This window comes from Echinicola sediminis (genome assembly GCF_054777495.1).
The window spans coordinates 34,453-55,243 of sequence record NZ_BAAHAP010000030.1 but is presented as its reverse complement, the minus strand read 5'-3'; the positions used below and the strand labels follow the sequence as shown (position 1 = coordinate 55,243).

The following is a 20,791-nucleotide window of genomic DNA, read 5'->3' as shown; positions in this document are numbered from 1 at the left end:
AACATGATGAAATATATAAAAATAGCTTTGCTCTGCTGTGCATACATGGTGCTGTTTCCACTGTGCCTTATTGCGCAGGAAACAATGAAAATCAGCATTGATCCCACGATCAAAACAAGTTCAGGCGAACCTGTCCGCGGTGCTATTGTCAAAAGTGACCAAGATGGGTACTCAGCAGTGTCTGATAGTTTGGGAACAGTGCATTTGGAGGTAACCTTAAATACCTATATAGGGGTAGAGGCTCCAGGTTATGAGACCAAAATACTTCAAGTGTATGCTGAACTGGAAGAAATTGTATTATTTCCTTACCTGGAGGGAGAAGAAGTTTTGGTGGCTTTCCAAACCAAGGACAAGAATGATCTGATGGGGGGAGTGTCATCTGTAAACATGCCAGAGATCATGGATATGAATTATATCACCTATCCATTGGATGGTATGGAAGCTTTTGTCGGTGGATTTAATGGAAATCTATGGGGAAATAGCAGTTATTTGACACTTGTAGATGGTGTCCCCCGTGATATTGGTAGTGTGATGCCTACTGAAATAGCCCAGATTACATTTTTAAAAGGGGTGAATGCAATAGCACTTTACGGTAGTAGGGGGGCCAAAGGAGTTTTACTGATTACAACCAAACGCGGTGCAGCCACTAAGCAAACGATTGACGTCCGTACTAATATTGGCGTGAACGTGCCAAAAAGTTACCCTAAATACTTAGGATCAGCTGAGTATATGAGCCTGTATAATGAAGCCAGATCAAATGATGGTTTAAGTCCTCTTTACACTGAGGAAGAAATCTTTAATCACGCTTCTGGAAAGAATCCTTATCGCTATCCAAATGTGGATTACTTTTCAGATGACTACCTGCAAAAAGCCTATACCCGCTATGATGCCACGATGGAAATCCAGGGCGGTAATGAAAGTGCAAGGTATTATACCAATGTGGGTTTTTGGTCTGAAGGGTCTGTACTGGATTTTGGTCAGGCTGCAGAAAATGGTAATGAAAGGTTCAATGTACGTGGAAATGTGGACCTCAACCTTAACGACTATATTTCTGCCAAGGTTGATGCGGCAGCCATCTTTTATAATGGAAAAGGAATCAATGCGGATTACTGGGGGGGATCCGCTACGCTAAGGCCTTATCGTTTTGCACCATTGGTGCCTATTGATATGTTGTCTCCCGAGGATGAAACTGCCCAGAATTATGTGCAGAACAGCCAGCACTTGATCGATGGTAGATTTTTATTGGGAGGGACCCAGCTGGATCAGACTAACCCTATCGCAGGCAGTTACGCAGGTGGATCGTCAAAATATACCAGTAGACAGTTCCAGTTTAATGCCGGCCTAAATGCCGATTTAAGAAATGTATTAGAGGGACTTTCCTTTAGTTCACTTTTTGGACTGGACTATGCCACTTCTTATAACCTGTCATTTAATAATGACTATGCTGTTTACCAGCCTAACTGGACCAATTATAACGGGATGGATGAAATTGCCGGCTTGACCAGATATGGGCAGGATGCCAGTTCCAAGACCCAAAATATCAGCAATAACTGGTTTAGACAGACCTTGTCATTTTCCGGTCAATTGAATTACCAGAAAAATATCGACAATAAGCACCATATCTCTGCCATGTTGATAGCCAATGGTTTTCAGACGGGTGAGTCCGGGATCTATCATAAGGTGAGCAATGCCAATATTGGTATCCACGGTAGTTATAACTATATATCAAAGTATTACCTGGATTTCAGTGGGGCGATGATCCATAGTGCCAAATTGGCACCGGATAACCGCAAAGCTTTTTCTCCTACTTTGGCTCTGGGATGGAGACTTAGCGAGGAGGACTTTTTGGCTTCCTCTTCAGTAGTGGATGATCTTAAATTATCTGTGTCAGGAGGTATACTTCACACCGATCTGGATATAAATGAATATTACCTATATGAAGGTATATATACGGATGAAGGCTCTTGGTATGAGTGGAAAGATGGTTTGAACAACACGGCCACTGATGTCAGAAGAGGGCAAAATTATGATCTTGGATTCCCAAAAAGAGAGGAAATCAGTGTGGGTCTGGATGCTTCCTTGTTTGATAGATTATTGACTTTGAACGGTTCCGTCTTTGTCAGTAGAATGACAGGGTTGTTCCTTCAGGACAGTAATATATACCCTAACTACTTTGTGACCGGATGGCCTATCTCTTCATGGATACCTTATGTGAATTATAATAATGACGAAAGAAGAGGATTTGATTTTCAATTGAACCTGAACAAGCGGGTTGGACAGGTGGATTGGAGTTTAGGCTTCTCGGGTATTTATTATGATACCAAAGCTTCCAGAAGATCAGAAAATTTTGAGTTTGATTACCAAACTAGAGTTGGAAAACCCTTGGATGGTATTTGGGGGCTACAGAGCTTGGGCTTTTTCTCAGGGATAGATGATATAGAAAGTTCTCCAGAACAGGCTTTTGGAGAGGTGAAACCTGGTGATATCAAATATAAAGACCAAAACAATGATGGTATTATTAATGCGCAAGATGAGGTATATCTCGGTAGAGGAGGCTGGTCAGGAGCTCCATTGACCATGGGCATCAACCTATCAGCCAAATATAAAAACTTCACCTTTTTTGCTTTAGGGACTGCCCGCACAGGAGCCTATGCGATGAAGACCAATAATTACTTCTGGGTCAATGGGGATGACAAGTACTCAGAAGTGGTGAGGGGTAGATGGACAGAGGCTACAAAGAATGTCGCAACCTTCCCACGTCTGACCACATTAAATGGAGCCAACAACTTTCGTAGTTCTGATTTTTGGATGTACAGTACCAATCGTTTTGATTTAACAAGGGTGCAGGTTTCTTATTCATTCCCTAACAGCTTATTTGGCCAGCGGTTCTTAAAGGGGCTGGATATTTATGCCAATGGTGCGAATCTACTGACCATTGCTCCAAACAGGGATATTTTGGAGATGAACATTGGAAATGCTCCACAGACCAGGTTTTATAATATTGGTGTTAAAGCGAAATTTTAACAAGACCCAAAATGAACATGAGAACAAATCTTAAAATAGCAGCTATCATTACAGGATTAGTGGCTTTGACAAGCTGTAGTGATTTGATTGATCCGGCATTGGAAAATATCCAAAGTAAGGAACTGATAAGGGAAAGACCAGGTATGATACAGGGGCTATTGTTGAATGCCTATTTAAGGATTCCTACCAATGGTTATAATTTCAGTGAAATGGCGACTGATGATGCCGTCAGTAATGACCTTAACAGTGGCTTTTTGAATATGGCTACTGGTCAGTGGGCCTCGAATAACAATCCAGTGGACCGGTGGTCTTCAGCCAATTCAGCTATACAGTATCTCAACGAGATGTTATTGGAAGTTGGCAATACAGTATATGCCTCCAATCCCAATGTCAATCAAATGTTTTTGGACCGTTTGACTGGTGAAACCTACGGCTTGAGGGCCTTATTTATGTATTATTTGCTACAGGCCCACGGAGGAATAGCCGGAGGAGAACTACTTGGAGTTCCTATATTTCTCGAGCCCCAAACAGTGGATTCCGATTTTAATATGCCACGGGCAAGCTTTGATGCCTGTATGGCACAGCTATATGTTGATATAGAAAAGGCCATTGAGCTCTTGCCCATGGATTATTATAATATCAATAATGAAGCGATGATTCCGACCAAGTATAGAGAATCCGGAGCTCAGGTGAGTGATTATAATAGGGTATTCGGAGATGATGCCAAGCAGTTGGTATCTGGTAGGATTGTTCGTGCCATACGCGCACAGGCAGCTTTATTGGCGGCCAGTCCATCTTTTAACCTGGACAATGGCCAGACCAAATGGGAAGCTGCTGCTACCTATGCTGGAAGTTTATTAAATGATATCGGAGGAGTAAGCGGATTGGACCCGAATGGGGTGACTTGGTATAATAATACAGGGGTCATTGATGCTTTGGGAGCAGGAAACAATCCTCCTGAAATTCTTTGGAGGGGATCTATAGGTGGTCCAACCAATAACTTGGAAACACAGAATTTTCCTCCAACTCTATATGGAGAAGGATTGGTCAATCCAACACAAAATTTGGTGGATGCCTTTCCTATGGCAAATGGCTATCCCATAACTGATCCTACTTCTGGATATACAGCAGAGGCGCCCTATGCAAACAGGGATCCAAGGTTGGCCCAATTCATTTTGGTGAATGGAAGCACTGCAGGACCATCAGGGACAACGATCAATACAGCATTGGATTCAGACACCAATGACGGGCTTAACAAGGTAGAATCATCTACCCGTACGGGCTATTATATGCGCAAACTGCTACGTCAGGATGTAAACCTTGACCCTGTGGCAAATACAAGTCAAAGACACCTTCAACCAAGAATACGGTATACGGAAATTTTCCTGATTTATGCTGAGGCTGCCAATGAAGCTTGGGGTCCAATGGCCAGTGGATCTTTTGGGTTTTCAGCCTATGATGTAATCAAGGCCATCCGCGAGCGTGCAGGAATAGGTAGGGATAATGGAGATGCTTATTTAGAGTCGATCAAAAGTGACCAAGCAGCCATGAGAGAATTGATCCGTAATGAACGTCGCTTGGAATTGTCCTTTGAGGGATTCCGCTTTTGGGATTTGCGTAGATGGAAATTGGACTTGACAGAGACCGCTCAAGGCATGCGCATAGAAAATGAGGATCAATTTTCTGTTATCAATGTGGAAAATCGGATTTATCAGGATTATATGATTTATGGTCCGGTACCTTATGGCGAGCGTTTGAAATTCAGTGCGCTTCAACAAAATACCGGTTGGTAATTGATATGAAAGCTAAGAACAATTGGTTGTAAAGAGAATTAAAAGCTAAAACAATGAAAAAGATACCATATATAATAATAGCGATTGTCTTGATAATTTCATCCTGCGAGAATAAGGATTGGGAGTTTCCTAATTTCGATTACCAAACGGTATACTTCGCTTATCAATTTCCAGTCCGTACCATCACTTTTGGGGAAGATATTTTTGATACTTCACTGGACAATGAGGGCAAATTTAAGTTGATGGTCACCACAGGCGGTGTATATTCTTCTCCTAATGATGTATCAGTGCAGATCGAGGTGGACGAATCATTGGCCGAGGGACTGCTATTTGAAGAGGGAGGGGATGAAATAGAAATCCTTTCCCCGGAATATTACCAATTAACCTCTGAGACCGTAACCATTCCCCGTGGGGAGATCGCCGGAGGAGTAGAGGTGCAGTTGACCGGGGCTTTTTTCAATGATCCTCGGGCTATCAAGAAAACCTTTGTGTTACCCGTTAAGATTACCAATGTCACCAATGCCGATTCAGTTCTATCGGGTGTACCGGTGGTGGAAAATCCCCGTAGGGGCGTTGCCGGCGACTGGTTTCCGGCCCCTAAGGATTTCACCCTCTATGCCCTTAAATATGTGAACGAGTGGCATGGAAACTATTTAAGAAGAGGTAAAGATATCTTAACAGGAAAGGAAGCCGGTATACCTGACGAAACCATCATCAGACATGAAGAGAATGTGGAGGACGATGAAATCAATGAATTACTTACCCAGTCACTTTCAGAGGTGCTGTTGCCACTGACCTTTGCTGGTGAAGGGGGAGAAAATATTCATGCAGACTTGTTGTTGACCTTTGATGATCAGGGGAACTGTACAGTATCCGCAGCAAATGATGGTTATACAGCTTCTGGAAATGGGAAATTTGTGAAGGATGGTGAAAAATCCAGTTGGGGAAATCAGGATAGAGATGCCGTTTATTTGGAGTATGAGATTGATTTGCCCAAAATGCATGTGGCCACATTGGATACTTTGGTGCTGAGAGACCGTGGAGTGGGCATGGAGGTATTTAGTCCTGTGCTGAAATAATCTATTGATGAATTAATCCGAGACTAACATGAAAAAAAGATATATCAATTTTCTAGGCGGAGTAGCCTTGTCATTAACTTCATCCTGTGTGGATTATGTTCCTACGGATGAATACTCAGTCGAAAAACCGGAAAGTATTGCCCTACAAGAAGAACTGAATTCGTACAATACCCTTAAGACTTATATAGATAGTACCGCTAATCCTGGCTTTGTTCTAGGGGGAGCAGTGAGCCAATCCGAATATGCCAATAAGGGTGTTTTATACCGGCTGATCAATAGTAATTTCCAAGAAATCACCGCGGGATATGGTATGAAGCATGGCGCTGTGGTACAATCCGATGGAAGTCTGAGCATGGATGCCGTCAATGCCATGTACCAAGCGGCAGCAGAGGCCGGAACTTCGATTTATGGTCATACCCTCTGTTGGCATGCCAACCAAAATGCAAACTACTTGAATGGGCTATTGGAGCCGCTTGTGGTGAATTCCCCTGCTTTTGCCAATGAATTGGACCTGGGCGGACTTTTGACAGGAGAGCTTTCAGCTAACCCTACCAATGGAGATGTATCCATAGCAGCAAATAAAGGAATGGGCGAAGGAACATCCGCCATTAAACTGACCGCTGGCGGTAATGCATCTTCACCAGAAGACCTTCAGTTCGTTATCCCTGATATTGCTTCTGAGGTAGGAATGGAGTACGAAATCGTAGCCTATATCAAATCTGATATGGCTGGTGAGGGCAGGATCAGTTTTGAGGGCTTGGGCAATAATGAGCCGGAGATAGATTGGATGGGAACAGGTACGGCTTCGCCTACTTTCCAAACGTCTATGTCCTGGAAGGAAATAAGGTTTAGACTAAGTGATTTTCAAGGCGATTCCTTCAATTTGAAGTTTGATATGGGATATGTGCCAGGGGTCACTTATTATTTGGATATCAACAATTTGTATGTCTTTGATCTTAACGGAGAACCTGCAATCAGTAACCTAGTGGCAGACGGTGATTTTGAATCCGGTACTGGCTGGGGAGGCTGGGGTAATGGTTCTACCCGAGGAATAACTGAAGACGGAATGGGATTTGGCGGAGAAGGCAAAGCCTTTTTTGTCACCAACCCTTCTGTTACTGGAGGCTTCTGGGAAGTACAGACCGTTTATGGATTTGCAGAGCCGCTTGAAAATGGAGAAACCTACAAATTGAGCTTTTGGGTTAAAGGTGACGCTGAGGGAATTATTCGTCCCGAATTACAAAGCCCTAATTATTCTTCCAATGGCTTTGGCCAGGTGATGGTTACCAGAGAATGGCAGCAGGTAGAACTGACTACGACGGCGACGGCGGATGACAGGGAACGGCTTATTATAAGTTATGGAGAATATGCCGGTACGGTGTACATTGACAATGTGGTTTTGAGCAGTGCCTCACTTTCTGGGGGCAGTACTACTTTGGTACAGAAGACACCGGAGGAAAAGAAGTCAATCATTTCTGGAGAATTGGAAAGGTGGATATCAGAGATGGTTACCAACAGTGCTGAGTATGTAAAGGCCTGGGATGTGGTCAATGAGCCAATGGATGATGGAAACCCTTACGAACTGAAAACAGGGATTGGCAAGACCGATATGGCAGCCGATGAATTCTACTGGCAGGATTATATGGGTAAAGACTATGCTGTTCAGGCCTTTAAGTGGGCCAGGAAATATGGGAATCCTGATGACCTTCATTTCATCAATGATTATAACTTAGAATATAATCTGGACAAATGTCAGGGAATCATCGATTATGTTGCCTATCTGGAAAGCCAAGGTGCTCAGGTGGACGGCATCGGCACACAGATGCATATTGGTATTGATTCCAACAAGCAAAATATTGCCATGATGTTTGAAATGCTGGCGGCAACAGGAAAGCTGATCAAGGTTTCAGAACTGGATGTCAGGGTGAATTCAGCTAATCCTACACCCGAAATGCTGGAACAGCAAGCCGAGATGTATAAATATGTGGTGGATACCTATAATGAGTATGTTCCGAAAGCACAGCAATATGGTATTACGGTTTGGGGCATTACAGACAGCCCTGATAATGCTTCATGGCTGCCAGGAGAGCGTCAGGGCCTTTGGGATCTTAATTTTAACAGGAAACCGGCCTATGTTGGTTTTGTAGAAGGACTTCAAGGATTATAATTAGGGGGTAGCCGGTGATATGCCTCTTGGCTATCACTGGCTTTTATTACTGTCATAAATTAGATTTTGCTTCCTATGAATATAAAAAATGCCACTTATGTGGGCAGGCTGGTTATGTTATGGCTTTTTTTAGGGTGTAGCACGACCGAAGATCCTTTTCCAGATGAGAAGGAAAATAAAGAAGAGGATAAAGTTCCAGCCATCTCTTGGCCCAATCCGATCCAGCCTTTACATGTAGAAGGTAGGTTTTTGAAGGATCCCTGTGGCAATACGGTGAACCTGCATGGAGTGGCCATGACCCCAAGTCCCTGGTTCAACGGGGGACATGTAGGGGAATGGCGATGGAATAATTATGATGTGGACGCTTGTCTGTCTTATAACAAGTCAGTAATGGACAAGCTCTCTTCTGGAGATGAGAATGGCTGGTTTCTGAATTATGTTCGCTTGCATATCGATCCTTATTGGTCCAATACTCCAGGAGAACCTATTCCAGAGAATGATATTTCACGATTTAATTTTGACCGTTTTGTCATTGCTGTGGACGAGGTCATCGTGCCCTTGATTGATCACGCCAAAACAAGAGGAATGTATATCATTCTTAGGCCTCCAGGGGTCTGTCCGCATCAAATTGCCAAGGGGGACGAGTATTATGAATACCTGATGACGATTTGGGACCACCTTTCCCAAAATCAGAACCTTAAAAATACAGAACATGTGATGTTTGAATTGGCCAATGAGCCAGTGCATATCTTGGGTACGAATGGTGAATATGGCAGCGATACGCCCGCCCATTATGAAGCCTTAAACCAGTTCTTTCAGCCTATGGTGGATAAGATTAGGGAGAATGGTGCTGATAACATTCTTTGGATACCCGGTTCAGGATATCAGTCCCACTATCGGGGCTATGGAGATTATCCCATTCAGGGAGATAATATCGGATATGCCGTACACCTGTATCCCGGTTATTGGGGCAAGGATCTCAATGACCCCACAGTTCTTCGACAACAGTGGGAAAGAAATTTCAAACCCGTAGCTGATTTTGCTCCCGTAGCGGTAACGGAAATCGATTGGGCTCCGGAGCAATACGGTGTATGGGGCAAAGGAGGCATCACCGGTGTCGCCAATGGCTGGGGCTTTGGTGCCAATTTTAAGTTGTTGGCCGACGAAACGGGCAATGTGAGTTGGAATTTGCTGTCTCCGGAAAACCTGATTGACCGGGGAGACCCTGAAGGAAGCATTGCTTACAATGCCGATCCTGAGGCCTGCGCCAAGCCCGTAAATGGGTGGTTTAAGGAATATGCGGAGGGGTTTGAGATATGTGCGGGTGAATAAGAACTTAAAAGATTAAACATTACAAAATGATACTTCAATTTATTCAAAAGCAGTTCTGCTTTATTCTTATCTGTGGAACTTTAATAGCTATTGGTGCCTGCAGCACTTCAGGAGAATCTGTAAAAACAACTCCTGTTGCCTTAAAAGCTGCTTTTCAAGAGAAGTTTGTAATTGGTACAGCGCTAAATGCATGGCAAATAACAGGCAGGGATACCTCTTCCATTCAAATTGTAAAAGAGCATTTTAATGGCATTGTCGCTGAAAATATTATGAAAAGCGGCCGGATACAGCAGCGTGAGGGGGAGTTTAATTTCGATCTGGCTGATCAGTTTGTGGAATTCGGGGAGAAAAACAATATGCAGATCCATGGCCATACGCTTATTTGGCATTCTCAGGCTCCAAGATGGTTTTTTACCGATAAAGAGGGGAATGAGGTGTCGGCAGAAGTGCTGACAGAGCGGATGCGCAAGCACATCTATACTGTAGTGGGCCGATATAAAGGCCGGGTGCATTCCTGGGATGTGGTCAATGAGGCTATAGTGGATGATGGAAACTATAGAAACAGTAAATTTTATCAAATTTTGGGCAAGGACTTTATCAAACTGGCCTTTCTGTTTGCCCATGAAGCCGATCCCGACGCAGAACTGTATTATAATGATTTTTCTATGTCCCAACCCGGTAAACGGGAAGGTGTGGTCAAGATGGTAAAAGAACTTCAAGAGGAAGGCATCCGAATAGATGGGGTAGGTATGCAGGGGCATATCAGCTTAGAACATCCTGAAATTGAGGAATTTGAAAAGAGTATCCAGGCTTTTTCTGATTTGGGTGTGCAGGTCATGGTTACCGAATTGGACCTTTCTGTGCTTCCTTCACCCTGGAGAAATAGGGAAGCTGGGGCCAATATCTCGGACAATGCGGATTATGAGGACAAGATGAATCCCTATCCAGAGGGGATGCCGGATAGTGTGGCTCATGCTTTTAATGAACGTTACTTGGAGTTTTTCGCGCTTTTTCTAAAGCATCAGGACAAAATATCCAGAGTAACCCTCTGGGGTGTTTCAGATCACCATTCTTGGAAAAACAATTGGCCGGTAAGGGGGAGGACGGATTATCCCTTACTCTTTGACAGGGAAAATAAAGCCAAACCCATAGTGGGAAAATTGATTCAACTTGCCAATTAGTAAAATAGGATATATGGCTAAATATAAAATGAATAAAATCGGTAGATTACTTCCTACATTGACCATAGTCATGGCCATTTTTTGGAGTCATACCGTGCAGTCTCAAGAGCAGTTCGCGAAAAATCCCATCATTCATGCAGATGTACCGGACATGTCCATGGTCCGCGTAGGGGATACTTATTATATGAGTAGTACCACCATGCATATGAACCCAGGTGTTCCCATTATGAAATCAAAGGATTTGTCCAATTGGGAACTGGTCAGCTATGCTTATGATCGATTGGGGGAAGTGGATGCGATTAATCTGGAAAATGGTAAGAACGCCTACGGAGCGGGGTCTTGGGCAAGTTGCCTGAGATTTCATGAAGGGACTTATTACCTCAGTACTTTTTCTTCCACCACAGGTAAGACTTATATTTTTACCAGCAATGACCTGGAAAAGGGTTCATGGAAAACACATTCCTTTTCTCCTTCCTATCATGATCATACATTGTTTTTCGATGAGGATGGTAAAATTTACATGATATGGGGGGGAGGAAAGCTCAGCATGGTAGAGTTAAAAGCAGATTTATCAGGAGTCAAGCCCGGTACGGAAAGGGTGTTGATAGAAAATGCCACTGCTCCATCTGGGCCCAATGTGATGCTCCCTGCAGAAGGATCACAATTGTTTAAGGTGAATGGGAAGTATTACCTCTTCAATATCTCTTGGCCCCAAGGGGGGATGAGGACGGTCATTGTCCATAGGGCTGATCAGATAACCGGGCCCTATGAAGGAAAGGTGATGCTACAGGACAAAGGCGTGGCTCAAGGAGGTTTGATCGACACCCCAAGTGGAAAATGGTATGCCTATCTTTTCCGTGACAATGGGGCTGTTGGAAGAATTCCCTATTTGGTACCAGTGGAATGGAAAGAGGGCTGGCCGGTACTGGGCATTGAGGGTAAAGTACCGGAAACCTTGGAGGGGCTTCCGGCAAGTAAGGGGCTTATCCCGGGAATTGTGGCTTCAGATGATTTTGAACGAAAAGCAGGAGATGAAAGCCTGCCTTTGGTTTGGCAGTGGAACCATAATCCGGATCCTGACCATTGGTCCATTTCTGAACGAGAAGGTTGGTGGCGGCTAACCACCAGCAGAGTGGATAGCAATTTCTTGACAGCCAAAAACACCCTAACGCAGAGAACCATCGGACCGGAGTCCACAGGAACCACAAAAGTGGATGTCTCTGGGATGAAGGAAGGTGATTTTGCGGGTCTGGGCCTTTTGCAAAAGGAATATGGCCAAGTCGGGGTCAAGTTCCAAAACGGCCATAAAACCATTACTATGGTCAATACCAATTCAGGAGAAGCCAAAGCTATAGAGGAGGTTCCGCTAAATCAAGAAATCGTTTATTTCAAAGCCGAGTGTGATTTTAAAGAGCGGAAGGATCAGGCCAGGTTTCTCTATAGTTTTGATGGAAAGGAATGGAAAACCATCGGTAATGTCCTGAACATGAAATACACCCTTCCCCATTTTATGGGATACCGTTTTGCTTTATTCAATTACGCCACCAAAAATCCGGGAGGATATGTGGACTTTGATTACTTCCATATCAAAGATAAAATTGGTGACTGATCCAACCATGTCATATTACCGAAATGGGACTAAAACCTTTCAGGTTTTAAATGGAGGAAAATTCAATTTTCGGGTGTCTATTCTTCTAAACCTGACAGGTTTTACCAACCCAAATTTTAACTATAGCAAAGCAGGACTAAGTGTGTTAGGATATGAAAATTAAGAATTTGATAATTAAAAGTACATGGATGACCAGCGTAGCGGTCTGTATGGGGACGGCCGCGATAGCCCAAAATCCATTGGTAATGGACCAGTTTACAGCGGATCCAACGGCCCGGGTTTTCGGTGACCGCATTTATGTATATCCCTCTCATGATATCCGTTGCGATGAGACCCAGGGAAGGTCTGACTGGTTCTGCATGGAAGATTATCATGTGTTTTCTTCCTCAAATTTGACGGAATGGGAAGATCACGGGATGATCGTCAGTCAAGAAAATGTCCCTTGGGCAGATGATGAGGCTTACAGTATGTGGGCCCCGGATTGTATCGAAAAAGAGGGTAAATATTACTTCTACTTCCCTACCAGAAAAAAAGAGGCCGAGGAAAATGAAAAAGGCTTTTCAATTGGAGTGGCCGTGGCAGATCAACCAGAAGGGCCTTTTGTGCCGCTAGACGAACCGATCAAAGGGGTAAGGGGAATTGACCCCAATGTCCTGATAGACCATGATGGGCAGGCCTATTTATATTGGTCTGAAGGCCATATCTATGGGGCCAAGCTAAAGGATAATATGCTGGAATTAGCCTCTCCTCCAAAGATTCTAAAAGATTTGCCCAACAAAGGGCTCAAAGAAGGGCCCTTTGTCTTTGAGCGTGAGGGAATTTACTATATGACCTATCCCCATGTAGAAAATAAGACGGAAAGGCTCGAATATGCCATAGGAGACAATCCTTTGGGGCCTTTTGAGTTTCAGGGGGTGGTCATGGATGAATCCCCCTCAGGGTGCTGGACCAATCATCATTCCTTGGTGAATTTCCAGAATCAATGGTTTTTGTTTTATCATCATAATGATCTCTCTCCAGACTTTGATAAAAACAGGTCTATACGCGCAGACAGCTTGTTTTTTGATAATCAGGGAAAGATCAAAAAAGTAAAGCCAACACTTCGAGGTATAGGATTGAGCAGTGCTTTTGAGAAAGTCCATCTGGATCGTTACAGTCAGCTCAGTGAAACAGGAGCTACTATCGCCTTTTTGGATGAAGCAAATCCATTTCTAGGCTGGAAAATGGTTTTGGAAAATGATAAAGGTTGGATCAAATATGATGCGGTGGATTTTGGAGAGGCAAATGCCCAAAGTATGATTTGGAGAGTCAGGGCTCCCCAAGGCGGAAAAGTTCAAATCAGACAAGGAAGCAAAGAGGGACAGTTGATCACTGAGGTAGAGCTGGACAGAAATGCAGAATGGCAATCCATCACTGTTCCCCTGGCTTATAGGCCTTCTGGGATTCAGGATTTGGTGTTGCAAGGAAGTGAAGCAGTAGAAGTGGATTGGGTAAGGTGGGAAATGTCCAAAGAAGAACAGCAGAATTTATCGGAGTGAAGTGGGGATAATGGATGCTAAATGATTTTTACGAGAGTATGCTTGTGATTCGATATTCGGGATTAGGTATTCGATAATTGTTATTATGTGTGACATTAATGAGTATTCGTAAAGATGTGCAAAAGAGAAATCTTAAACGGAAAACCAAAATTTTCCCTTCGGAGCATTCGGTTTTGAACCAGTTACGTAAGGCGTTAACTGGTTGACCAAATGACCAGATAACACTGACTCGGGCATTGGTCCACTGGAATCAATATTGAGCCATATAACCTAATATAACCATGAATAAACAAATAACCGTTTTATCAATTTTCACCTTGATTTTCCTGTCCTGTGGGACTTCCGAAATGGTGGACCAAAGCACCGAGGTTTCGGATGCCCATTTGCGGCTTTGGTACGATGAACCTGCGGAACAATGGGTGGAAGCCCTGCCGGTTGGAAATGGCCGTTTAGGAGCGATGGTATTTGGCGATCCAAATATGGAAACCATTCAGCTCAATGAAAATACTTTATATGCGGGAAGGCCCTATCGAAATGACAAGCCCGAGGCCAAAGAAGGTTTGTCAGAAGCCAGAAAGCTGATTTTTGAAGGAAAGTATGACGAAGCCCAGGGACTTATCGATCAGAAGTTTTTTAGCGGTGTAAATGGGATGCCTTATCAAACATTGGGGAATTTGAGATTGAATTTTTATGGAGAGGAACCAACTTCCGAATATTCCAGAGAACTCGATTTAGAAAAGGCCATTGTAACTACCCGGTATGAAAAGGGAGGTGTAAACTATGAAACCAAAGTGTTCTCCTCCTTTCCTGATCAGGTAATTGTGGTACAAATAACAACGGATAAAGCAGGTGCCCTCGAATTTTCAGCCACCATGGACCGCCCTGGGCAATTTGATCTGCGAACCAATGGCAATGAGGAATTGATCCTTTCTGGGATTTCAAGTGATTATGAAGGCATCAAAGGAGGAGTAGAATTTGAAGCACGGGTAAGAATCGTCTCAGAGAGTGGAAAAGTGTCTGCTACAGATGACAATTTATCAGTAACCGGTGCGGATAATGCCACCTTGTACATTTCCATGGCCACGAATTTTGAGAACTACCAGGATATCTCTGGGGATGCGACTGCAAAAGCCAATGCCTATCTGGAGAAGGCCACCAATAAAGGCTTCGACGATATATTAAATGATCATGTGGCCGATTACCAGCAATATTTTAAGCGGGTGAGCCTTGATCTAGGGGAAACTGAGGCTGTGAGTAAGCCCACGGATGACAGAATTGCTGAATTTTCACAGGGAAATGATCCGCAGTTAGTGGCCCTTTATTTTCAGTTTGGCCGATACTTGCTTATTTCCTCTTCCCGTCCCGGTGGACAGCCGGCCAATTTACAGGGAATCTGGGCAGATCAGCTCAAACCAGCCTGGGACAGTAAATACACCATCAATATCAACACCGAGATGAATTACTGGCCATCAGAGATCACCAACCTAACCGAGATGAATGAGCCCTTGGTCCAAATGGTCAGCGATTTGGCGGAAACGGGCAGGCAAACAGCCCGTGACATGTATGGGGCGAATGGTTGGGTCACCCATCATAATACGGATATATGGCGGATTACAGGGCCGGTTGACGGGGCTTTTTGGGGACAATGGCCCATGGGCGGTGCCTGGCTTTCCCAACACCTGTTTGATAAATACGAATATGCCGGTGACAAAGCCTACTTGGAGTCTGTTTACCCTATTCTCAAGGAATCTGCCCAATTCTATTTGGACTTTTTGGTGGAAGAGCCAGACAAAGGCTGGTTAGTAGTGGTGCCTTCTGTATCACCTGAAAATGCACCTGCTACCGATCATGGAGCATCTGTTTCGGCAGGAACCACCATGGACAATCAACTGGTTTTTGATGTTTTTACCAAAACTATACGTGCCGCAGAGGTGCTGGGAGTGGATGCTGAGCTGAGGCAAGAGATTAACGAAAAGCTGGAGCAACTTCCTCCAATGCAAATTGGAAGCTGGGGCCAACTTCAGGAGTGGATGTATGATTGGGACAATCCAGAAGATCATCACCGACACGTTTCACACTTATACGGATTATACCCTTCCAATCAGATTTCTCCCTATCGTAATCCAGAACTGTTCAGTGCTGCAAAAACATCTTTGGAAGCAAGGGGTGATGAATCAACAGGTTGGTCCATGGGCTGGAAAGTAAACTTATGGGCGCGATTACTTGACGGCAACCATGCCTTAAAGCTGATCCAAGATCAGCTGTCACCATCGATACAACCTGATGGAAAACACAAAGGAGGAACCTATCCCAATTTGTTTGATGCCCATCCACCTTTTCAGATTGACGGGAATTTTGGTTGTGCAGCGGGAATTGCTGAAATGTTATTACAAAGCCATGATGGTGCTATCCATCTTTTGCCCGCTTTGCCCGATGCTTGGAAAGATGGTAAAGTGAGGGGGTTACGTGCCAGAGGTGGATTTGAAGTGGCGATGGAATGGAAGGAGAAAAAACCTCTACAGGTAGTCATCAAGTCCGCGCTGGGGGGATTATGCAGGATCCGGTCTTATTTCCCATTGCATGGGAAAGGACTTAAACCAGCCACTGGGAAAAACAGCAATCCATTTTTTCAGACTCCTGAAGTAAAACCGGCTTTGCTTGCTTCTGAATCTAAATTAGTGCCGCTGGTTTTAGATGAAATATATGAATACGATTTGTCCACCAATGCAAGTGAGAAATATGAATTTCAAGCTAAATGATCCTCATCAGATAGTAACATGCAACAACTGATCAATCGATACAATAAAAAAAGGCCGAATAGGAACGTGCTAATGGTGTCAATTCTGGTTTTACTGAATGTGCTGTCACTGGTGGACAATGGACTTCAGGCCCAAGGTTGGGACCGTGACAGCCTTAATAGGCAGACCCAGCTGGATTACGAAGAGATGAAACAAAAGCTGGGACTTAAAGCAGCTATGCGTCAAGGCCCTTCCGGAGATCTCAGTGCCCCTAATGCAGCAAACACTGATGAATCAAAAGTGAGCAAATATACTTTGCCAGATCTTTTGGTGTCAAATGAGGGAGATCAGATTACTTCCGAGGAGGCTTGGTGGAAGTTAAGAAGACCTCAAATCCTTAAGGATTTGGAAACGGAAATGTATGGAGCACTTCCAGATAACTTGCCCGCTGTGACCTGGCGGGTAGTTGCCGAGAAGGATACCGTAATTGCAAGCTATCCGGTAACCGAGAAGTTGCTTATCGGTAAAGTGGATAATTCTTCCTTTCCCGAAATGGATGTGGAGATTGAACTGCTGCTGGGAATACCTGCAGCAGCTGACAAAGCAGTACCGGTTGTAATGGAGTTTGGGTTTATCCGTTGGCCATTTGGCAGTCCTCCTGCGGAGCCAAATAGTTATTTTATTTCTCCTTATGAACCTCGCTGGAAACAGCAACTACTTACCAAAGGATGGGGATACGCTATTCTGGTTCCTTCAAGCATTCAGGCTGACCACGGAGCAGGCTTAAGGTCAGGTATCATAGGCCTGGCCAACAGGGGCAAATTCCGGACCCCAAAACAATGGGGAGCTTTACGGGCTTGGGCATGGGGGGCCAGTAGGGCCATGGATTATTTCGAGTCAGATCCTGATGTGGATGCTGGCAGAATCGGTATTGAAGGAACTTCACGCTACGGGAAAGCAGCATTGGTCACTATGGCATTTGACGACCGGTTTGCACTTGGGTTTATAGGTTCTTCCGGAGCCGGCGGTACATCAATCCTGAGAAGAAACTTTGGTGAGCAGGTAGAAAACTTGGCCTCATCGGCTGAATATCATTGGTTTTGTGGGAATTTTCTGAAATATGCCAGTGACCTTACCGTGGATGATCTTCCAATAGATGCCCATTCCTTAGTGGCGCTTTGTGCTCCAAGACCTGTCTTTATAAGTGCTGGATCACCTTTTATAGAGGGACAGTGGGTGGATGCTAAAGGAATGTTTTTGGGCGGGGTCCATGCAAGTCCTGTTTATGAGCTTTTGGGCAAAAAAGGGTTTATATCTACGGATTTTCCAGAAATGGGCGCTTCAATGACTGAAGGGGAGATTGCATACAGGCAACACGCAGGAGGCCATTCCACTGGGCCCAACTGGAGCACATGGATCGCTTGGGCCTCCCGATATTGGAACTATAATGAATATGAATATAAACTTTTAAGCAAATAATCAAACCAATGAACACGAAATTCAGATGGATTCCTTTGACCCTGGTCCTTATTGTCATGGGGTTTTCAAGCCAAGCTCAGGATAAGAATTTTTACATTTTTCTGGCTTTTGGTCAATCCAATATGGAAGGAGCTGAAATGTTTGAGGAACAAGATATGGACGTGGACCCGAGGTTTCAGGTGCTACAGTCTATCGATTGTCCTGACCTGAATAGAGAAAGGGGAAATTGGTATCCTGCCGTTCCACCCTTGACCAGATGTCAAACAGGCCTTACTCCTGTAGATTATTTTGGTAGGACTTTGGTGGAAAATCTCCCTGACAGTATTCGAATAGGGGTGATCAATGTGTCTGTGGGTGGATGTAGAATTGAACTATTTGAAAAGGACAATTATCAAGCCTATGTGGAAACAGCTCCGGATTGGCTGAAAAACATGGTCAGGGAATATGACGGAAATCCTTACCACCATTTGGTAGAGCTGGCAAAAACAGCGCAAAATGATGGGGTCATCAAGGGGATTCTACTTCATCAAGGGGAGTCCAATACTGGGGATAAAGATTGGCCTCAAAAAGTAAAAGGAGTATATCGAAACCTACTGGCTGACTTGGGCTTGGCATCTGAACAAGTTCCCTTATTGGCCGGGGAAATGGTCAGTGAAGCGCAAGGGGGGAAATGCGCCAGTATGAATGCCATCATTGCAACCTTACCAGAAGTGATTCCCAATGCGTATGTGATTTCATCTGAAGATTGCGAGGCAGTTTCCGATGGGCTACATTTTTCAGCAGCAGGATACAGGAAACTGGGTAGACGATACGGAGCGCAAATGCTTTCGATTATAGGAAATTAACTTTTAAATAACCATGAGAAAAATAAGCTATTTATTGTTACTGTTTATTGGGAACCTTGCTACAAGCTTTGGTCAGCAAATAGAAAAAGAAGCTCCAGAGGGTTTTGACCAAGTGCAAAGTGGTATTGCACACGGAAAACTGGACACGGTGGAGTATAATTCTAAGACAGTCGGGACAGCGCGCAAAGCCGTTGTTTATACCCCTCCCAAATTTGATAAGAATAAAAAATATCCAGTACTGTACCTGCTACATGGAATAGGAGGAGATGAAACGGAGTGGTTGCGCGGTGGGCAGCCTCAAGTGATCATGGACAATCTCTATGCAGCAGGTAAGGCCGAACCCATGATCATCGTCATGCCTAATGGCCGAGCAATGAAGGATGACCGGGCTACCGGAAATATCATGGCCAAAGATAAAGTGGAGGCCTTTTCCACCTTTGAGAAAGACCTGCTTCATGACCTGATACCTTTTGTTGAAAATAATTATCCCGTGTTGGCGGACAGGGAACACAGGGCTATTTCAGGCTTGTCCATGGGAGGTGGCCAAACCCTGAATTTTGGCTTGGGAAATTTAGACCAATTCGCTTGGGTAGGCAGTTATTCTGCAGCACCTAATACCAAAAGTCCTGAAATACTTGTTCCTGATCCAGCCTATGCCAAGGATAAATTAAAGTTGCTTTGGATCTCCTGCGGTGACCAAGATGGCCTTTTGGGTTTCAGTCAGCGCACCCATGATTACTTGGTCAAAAATGATGTTCCCCATATTTATTATTTAGAGGAGGGTGGACATGATTTTAAGGTTTGGAAAAACGGGCTCTATATGTTCTCAAAATTGCTTTTCAAGCCAGTTGACCAATCTAAATTCAACCAATACAGTCCCTTGGGGATTCCAGCTTCCACGAATATCAGGGGAGCCAAATACCCTCAGATTATGCCTGATGGAAGTGCTAAGTTCAAGTTTAGGGCTCCATCTGCGGATAATATTCAGCTTGACCTAGGAAAGAAATACCCTATGACCAAAAACAGTGAAGGTGAATGGGAGGTAACTACAGACCCTTTGGGAGAAGGCTTCCATTATTATTCTTTGCTGATTGATGGTAAGGCTGTGGCTGATCCTGCAAGCGAGACATTTTATGGTATGGGAAGAATGGCCAGCGGAATTGAAGTGCCTTTTGATGGAGATGATTTTTACGAAGTCAAAAATGTTCCTCACGGAGAGATCAGACAGGTCAGGTACTATTCATCACAATTGAGATCCTGGAGGAGATTTTTTCTCTATACGCCCCCAGGATATGATATGGACACGGACCGTGAGTACCCAGTACTCTATATCCTACACGGAGGAGGTGAGGATGAAAGGGGCTGGGCACAGCAGGGGAAGACCGATTTGATCCTAGATAATCTTATTGCTGAAGGGAAGGCCCAACCTATGCTGGTGGTGATGCCCGATGGAAATATGCCAATAGCAGCTTTTGAGGAAAGAGGACTGCAAATGTTCGAAAACGAATTAAAGAATGAGATCATTCCTCATGTGGAAAAGCATTATAGAACGCTAAATGGCCCGGAAAATAGGGCCTTAGCAGGACTTTCCATGGGAGGCATTCAGACGCTTTATGCAGGAATCAATAATACAGACCTGTTTTCCCACTTAGGTGTATTCAGTTCAGGATGGATTTCTCAGCGTCAAGGCAGCGTTGCCGAGGGGCAGTACGCTTTTATGAGTGAAAATGCTGAAAAGATCAATAATGACCTAAGGCTATTTTGGATTTCCATGGGAGGAGAAGAAGATATCGCCCATAATAATTGTGAGAAAATGCTTGGGGAGTTTGATAAGATGGGAATAGACTATGAGTATAGCGAATATCCCGGAGGACATACCTGGCCCGTATGGAGGCATGATCTCCACAGTTTTGCTCCTTTGTTATTTCAATAAGCTTTATAGATAAAATAGTATAAATGAAATCTCTGAGATTCCAAGTTTATACTTAGTTAGAAAAATTAGGATG

Annotated in this window: 12 protein-coding genes; all 12 read left to right on the top strand. The window is 44.1% G+C overall.

Going from position 1 to position 20,791, the window contains the following annotated elements:
* The first annotated feature begins 3 nt into the window (after positions 1 to 3).
* The 12 genes from ACYVAA_RS10075 to ACYVAA_RS10020 all read left to right on the top strand — a co-directional run bounded on the left by ACYVAA_RS10075 (position 4) and on the right by ACYVAA_RS10020 (position 20,718).
* The gene (locus ACYVAA_RS10075; RefSeq protein ID WP_460541140.1) at positions 4 to 3,024 is read left to right on the top strand and encodes a SusC/RagA family TonB-linked outer membrane protein; all 3,021 of its coding nucleotides are present in this window, start codon (positions 4 to 6) and stop codon (positions 3,022 to 3,024) included.
* Positions 3,025 to 3,041: 17 nt separating this feature from the next.
* Positions 3,042 to 4,817, top strand: a complete 1,776-nt coding sequence (locus ACYVAA_RS10070) for a RagB/SusD family nutrient uptake outer membrane protein (protein ID WP_460541138.1) — start codon at positions 3,042 to 3,044, stop codon at positions 4,815 to 4,817.
* A gap of 53 nt (positions 4,818 to 4,870) precedes the next feature.
* Entirely contained in the window at positions 4,871 to 5,896 is a 1,026-nt protein-coding gene (locus ACYVAA_RS10065) for a DUF5627 domain-containing protein (RefSeq protein WP_460541136.1), read from the top strand.
* Positions 5,897 to 5,924: 28 nt separating this feature from the next.
* Positions 5,925 to 8,063, top strand: a complete 2,139-nt coding sequence (locus tag ACYVAA_RS10060) for an endo-1,4-beta-xylanase (protein ID WP_460541134.1) — start codon at positions 5,925 to 5,927, stop codon at positions 8,061 to 8,063.
* A gap of 75 nt (positions 8,064 to 8,138) precedes the next feature.
* Positions 8,139 to 9,395 (top strand): glycoside hydrolase family 5 protein, encoded by a 1,257-nt coding sequence (locus tag ACYVAA_RS10055; protein ID WP_460541132.1) that lies wholly within the window; start codon positions 8,139 to 8,141, stop codon positions 9,393 to 9,395.
* A 26-nt stretch (positions 9,396 to 9,421) separates the two neighbouring features.
* A complete protein-coding gene (locus tag ACYVAA_RS10050; RefSeq protein WP_460541130.1) occupies positions 9,422 to 10,576 on the top strand; it encodes an endo-1,4-beta-xylanase in 1,155 nt (384 codons plus the stop codon).
* A 13-nt stretch (positions 10,577 to 10,589) separates the two neighbouring features.
* Positions 10,590 to 12,185, top strand: a complete 1,596-nt coding sequence (locus tag ACYVAA_RS10045; protein WP_460541128.1) for a glycoside hydrolase family 43 protein — start codon at positions 10,590 to 10,592, stop codon at positions 12,183 to 12,185.
* A gap of 152 nt (positions 12,186 to 12,337) precedes the next feature.
* On the top strand, positions 12,338 to 13,723 hold the full coding sequence (locus ACYVAA_RS10040; protein ID WP_460541126.1) for a family 43 glycosylhydrolase: 1,386 nt from the start codon (positions 12,338 to 12,340) through the stop codon (positions 13,721 to 13,723).
* 281 nt (positions 13,724 to 14,004) lie between these two features.
* A complete protein-coding gene (locus ACYVAA_RS10035) occupies positions 14,005 to 16,482 on the top strand; it encodes a glycoside hydrolase family 95 protein (RefSeq protein WP_460541124.1) in 2,478 nt (825 codons plus the stop codon).
* 72 nt (positions 16,483 to 16,554) lie between these two features.
* Positions 16,555 to 17,940 carry an alpha/beta hydrolase family protein gene (locus ACYVAA_RS10030; RefSeq protein ID WP_460541122.1) on the top strand — a complete coding sequence of 462 codons (1,386 nt, stop codon included), beginning with the start codon at positions 16,555 to 16,557 and terminating at the stop codon, positions 17,938 to 17,940.
* An 8-nt stretch (positions 17,941 to 17,948) separates the two neighbouring features.
* Entirely contained in the window at positions 17,949 to 18,785 is an 837-nt protein-coding gene (locus ACYVAA_RS10025) for a sialate O-acetylesterase family protein (protein ID WP_460541120.1), read from the top strand.
* Positions 18,786 to 18,798: 13 nt separating this feature from the next.
* The gene (locus tag ACYVAA_RS10020; RefSeq protein WP_460541118.1) at positions 18,799 to 20,718 is read left to right on the top strand and encodes an alpha/beta hydrolase-fold protein; all 1,920 of its coding nucleotides are present in this window, start codon (positions 18,799 to 18,801) and stop codon (positions 20,716 to 20,718) included.
* Positions 20,719 to 20,791 lie beyond the last annotated feature (73 nt).

Excerpts from the sequence above, each read along its gene's own strand:
- ACYVAA_RS10075 (WP_460541140.1), top strand. The coding sequence starts at position 4 with ATGATGAAATATATAAAAATAGCTTTGCTCTGCTGTGCATACATGGTG.
- ACYVAA_RS10070 (WP_460541138.1), top strand. The coding sequence starts at position 3,042 with ATGAGAACAAATCTTAAAATAGCAGCTATCATTACAGGATTAGTGGCT.
- ACYVAA_RS10065 (WP_460541136.1), top strand. The coding sequence starts at position 4,871 with ATGAAAAAGATACCATATATAATAATAGCGATTGTCTTGATAATTTCA.
- ACYVAA_RS10060 (WP_460541134.1), top strand. The coding sequence starts at position 5,925 with ATGAAAAAAAGATATATCAATTTTCTAGGCGGAGTAGCCTTGTCATTA.
- ACYVAA_RS10055 (WP_460541132.1), top strand. The coding sequence starts at position 8,139 with ATGAATATAAAAAATGCCACTTATGTGGGCAGGCTGGTTATGTTATGG.
- ACYVAA_RS10050 (WP_460541130.1), top strand. The coding sequence starts at position 9,422 with ATGATACTTCAATTTATTCAAAAGCAGTTCTGCTTTATTCTTATCTGT.
- ACYVAA_RS10045 (WP_460541128.1), top strand. The coding sequence starts at position 10,590 with ATGGCTAAATATAAAATGAATAAAATCGGTAGATTACTTCCTACATTG.
- ACYVAA_RS10040 (WP_460541126.1), top strand. The coding sequence starts at position 12,338 with ATGAAAATTAAGAATTTGATAATTAAAAGTACATGGATGACCAGCGTA.
- ACYVAA_RS10035 (WP_460541124.1), top strand. The coding sequence starts at position 14,005 with ATGAATAAACAAATAACCGTTTTATCAATTTTCACCTTGATTTTCCTG.
- ACYVAA_RS10030 (WP_460541122.1), top strand. The coding sequence starts at position 16,555 with ATGGTGTCAATTCTGGTTTTACTGAATGTGCTGTCACTGGTGGACAAT.
- ACYVAA_RS10025 (WP_460541120.1), top strand. The coding sequence starts at position 17,949 with ATGAACACGAAATTCAGATGGATTCCTTTGACCCTGGTCCTTATTGTC.
- ACYVAA_RS10020 (WP_460541118.1), top strand. The coding sequence starts at position 18,799 with ATGAGAAAAATAAGCTATTTATTGTTACTGTTTATTGGGAACCTTGCT.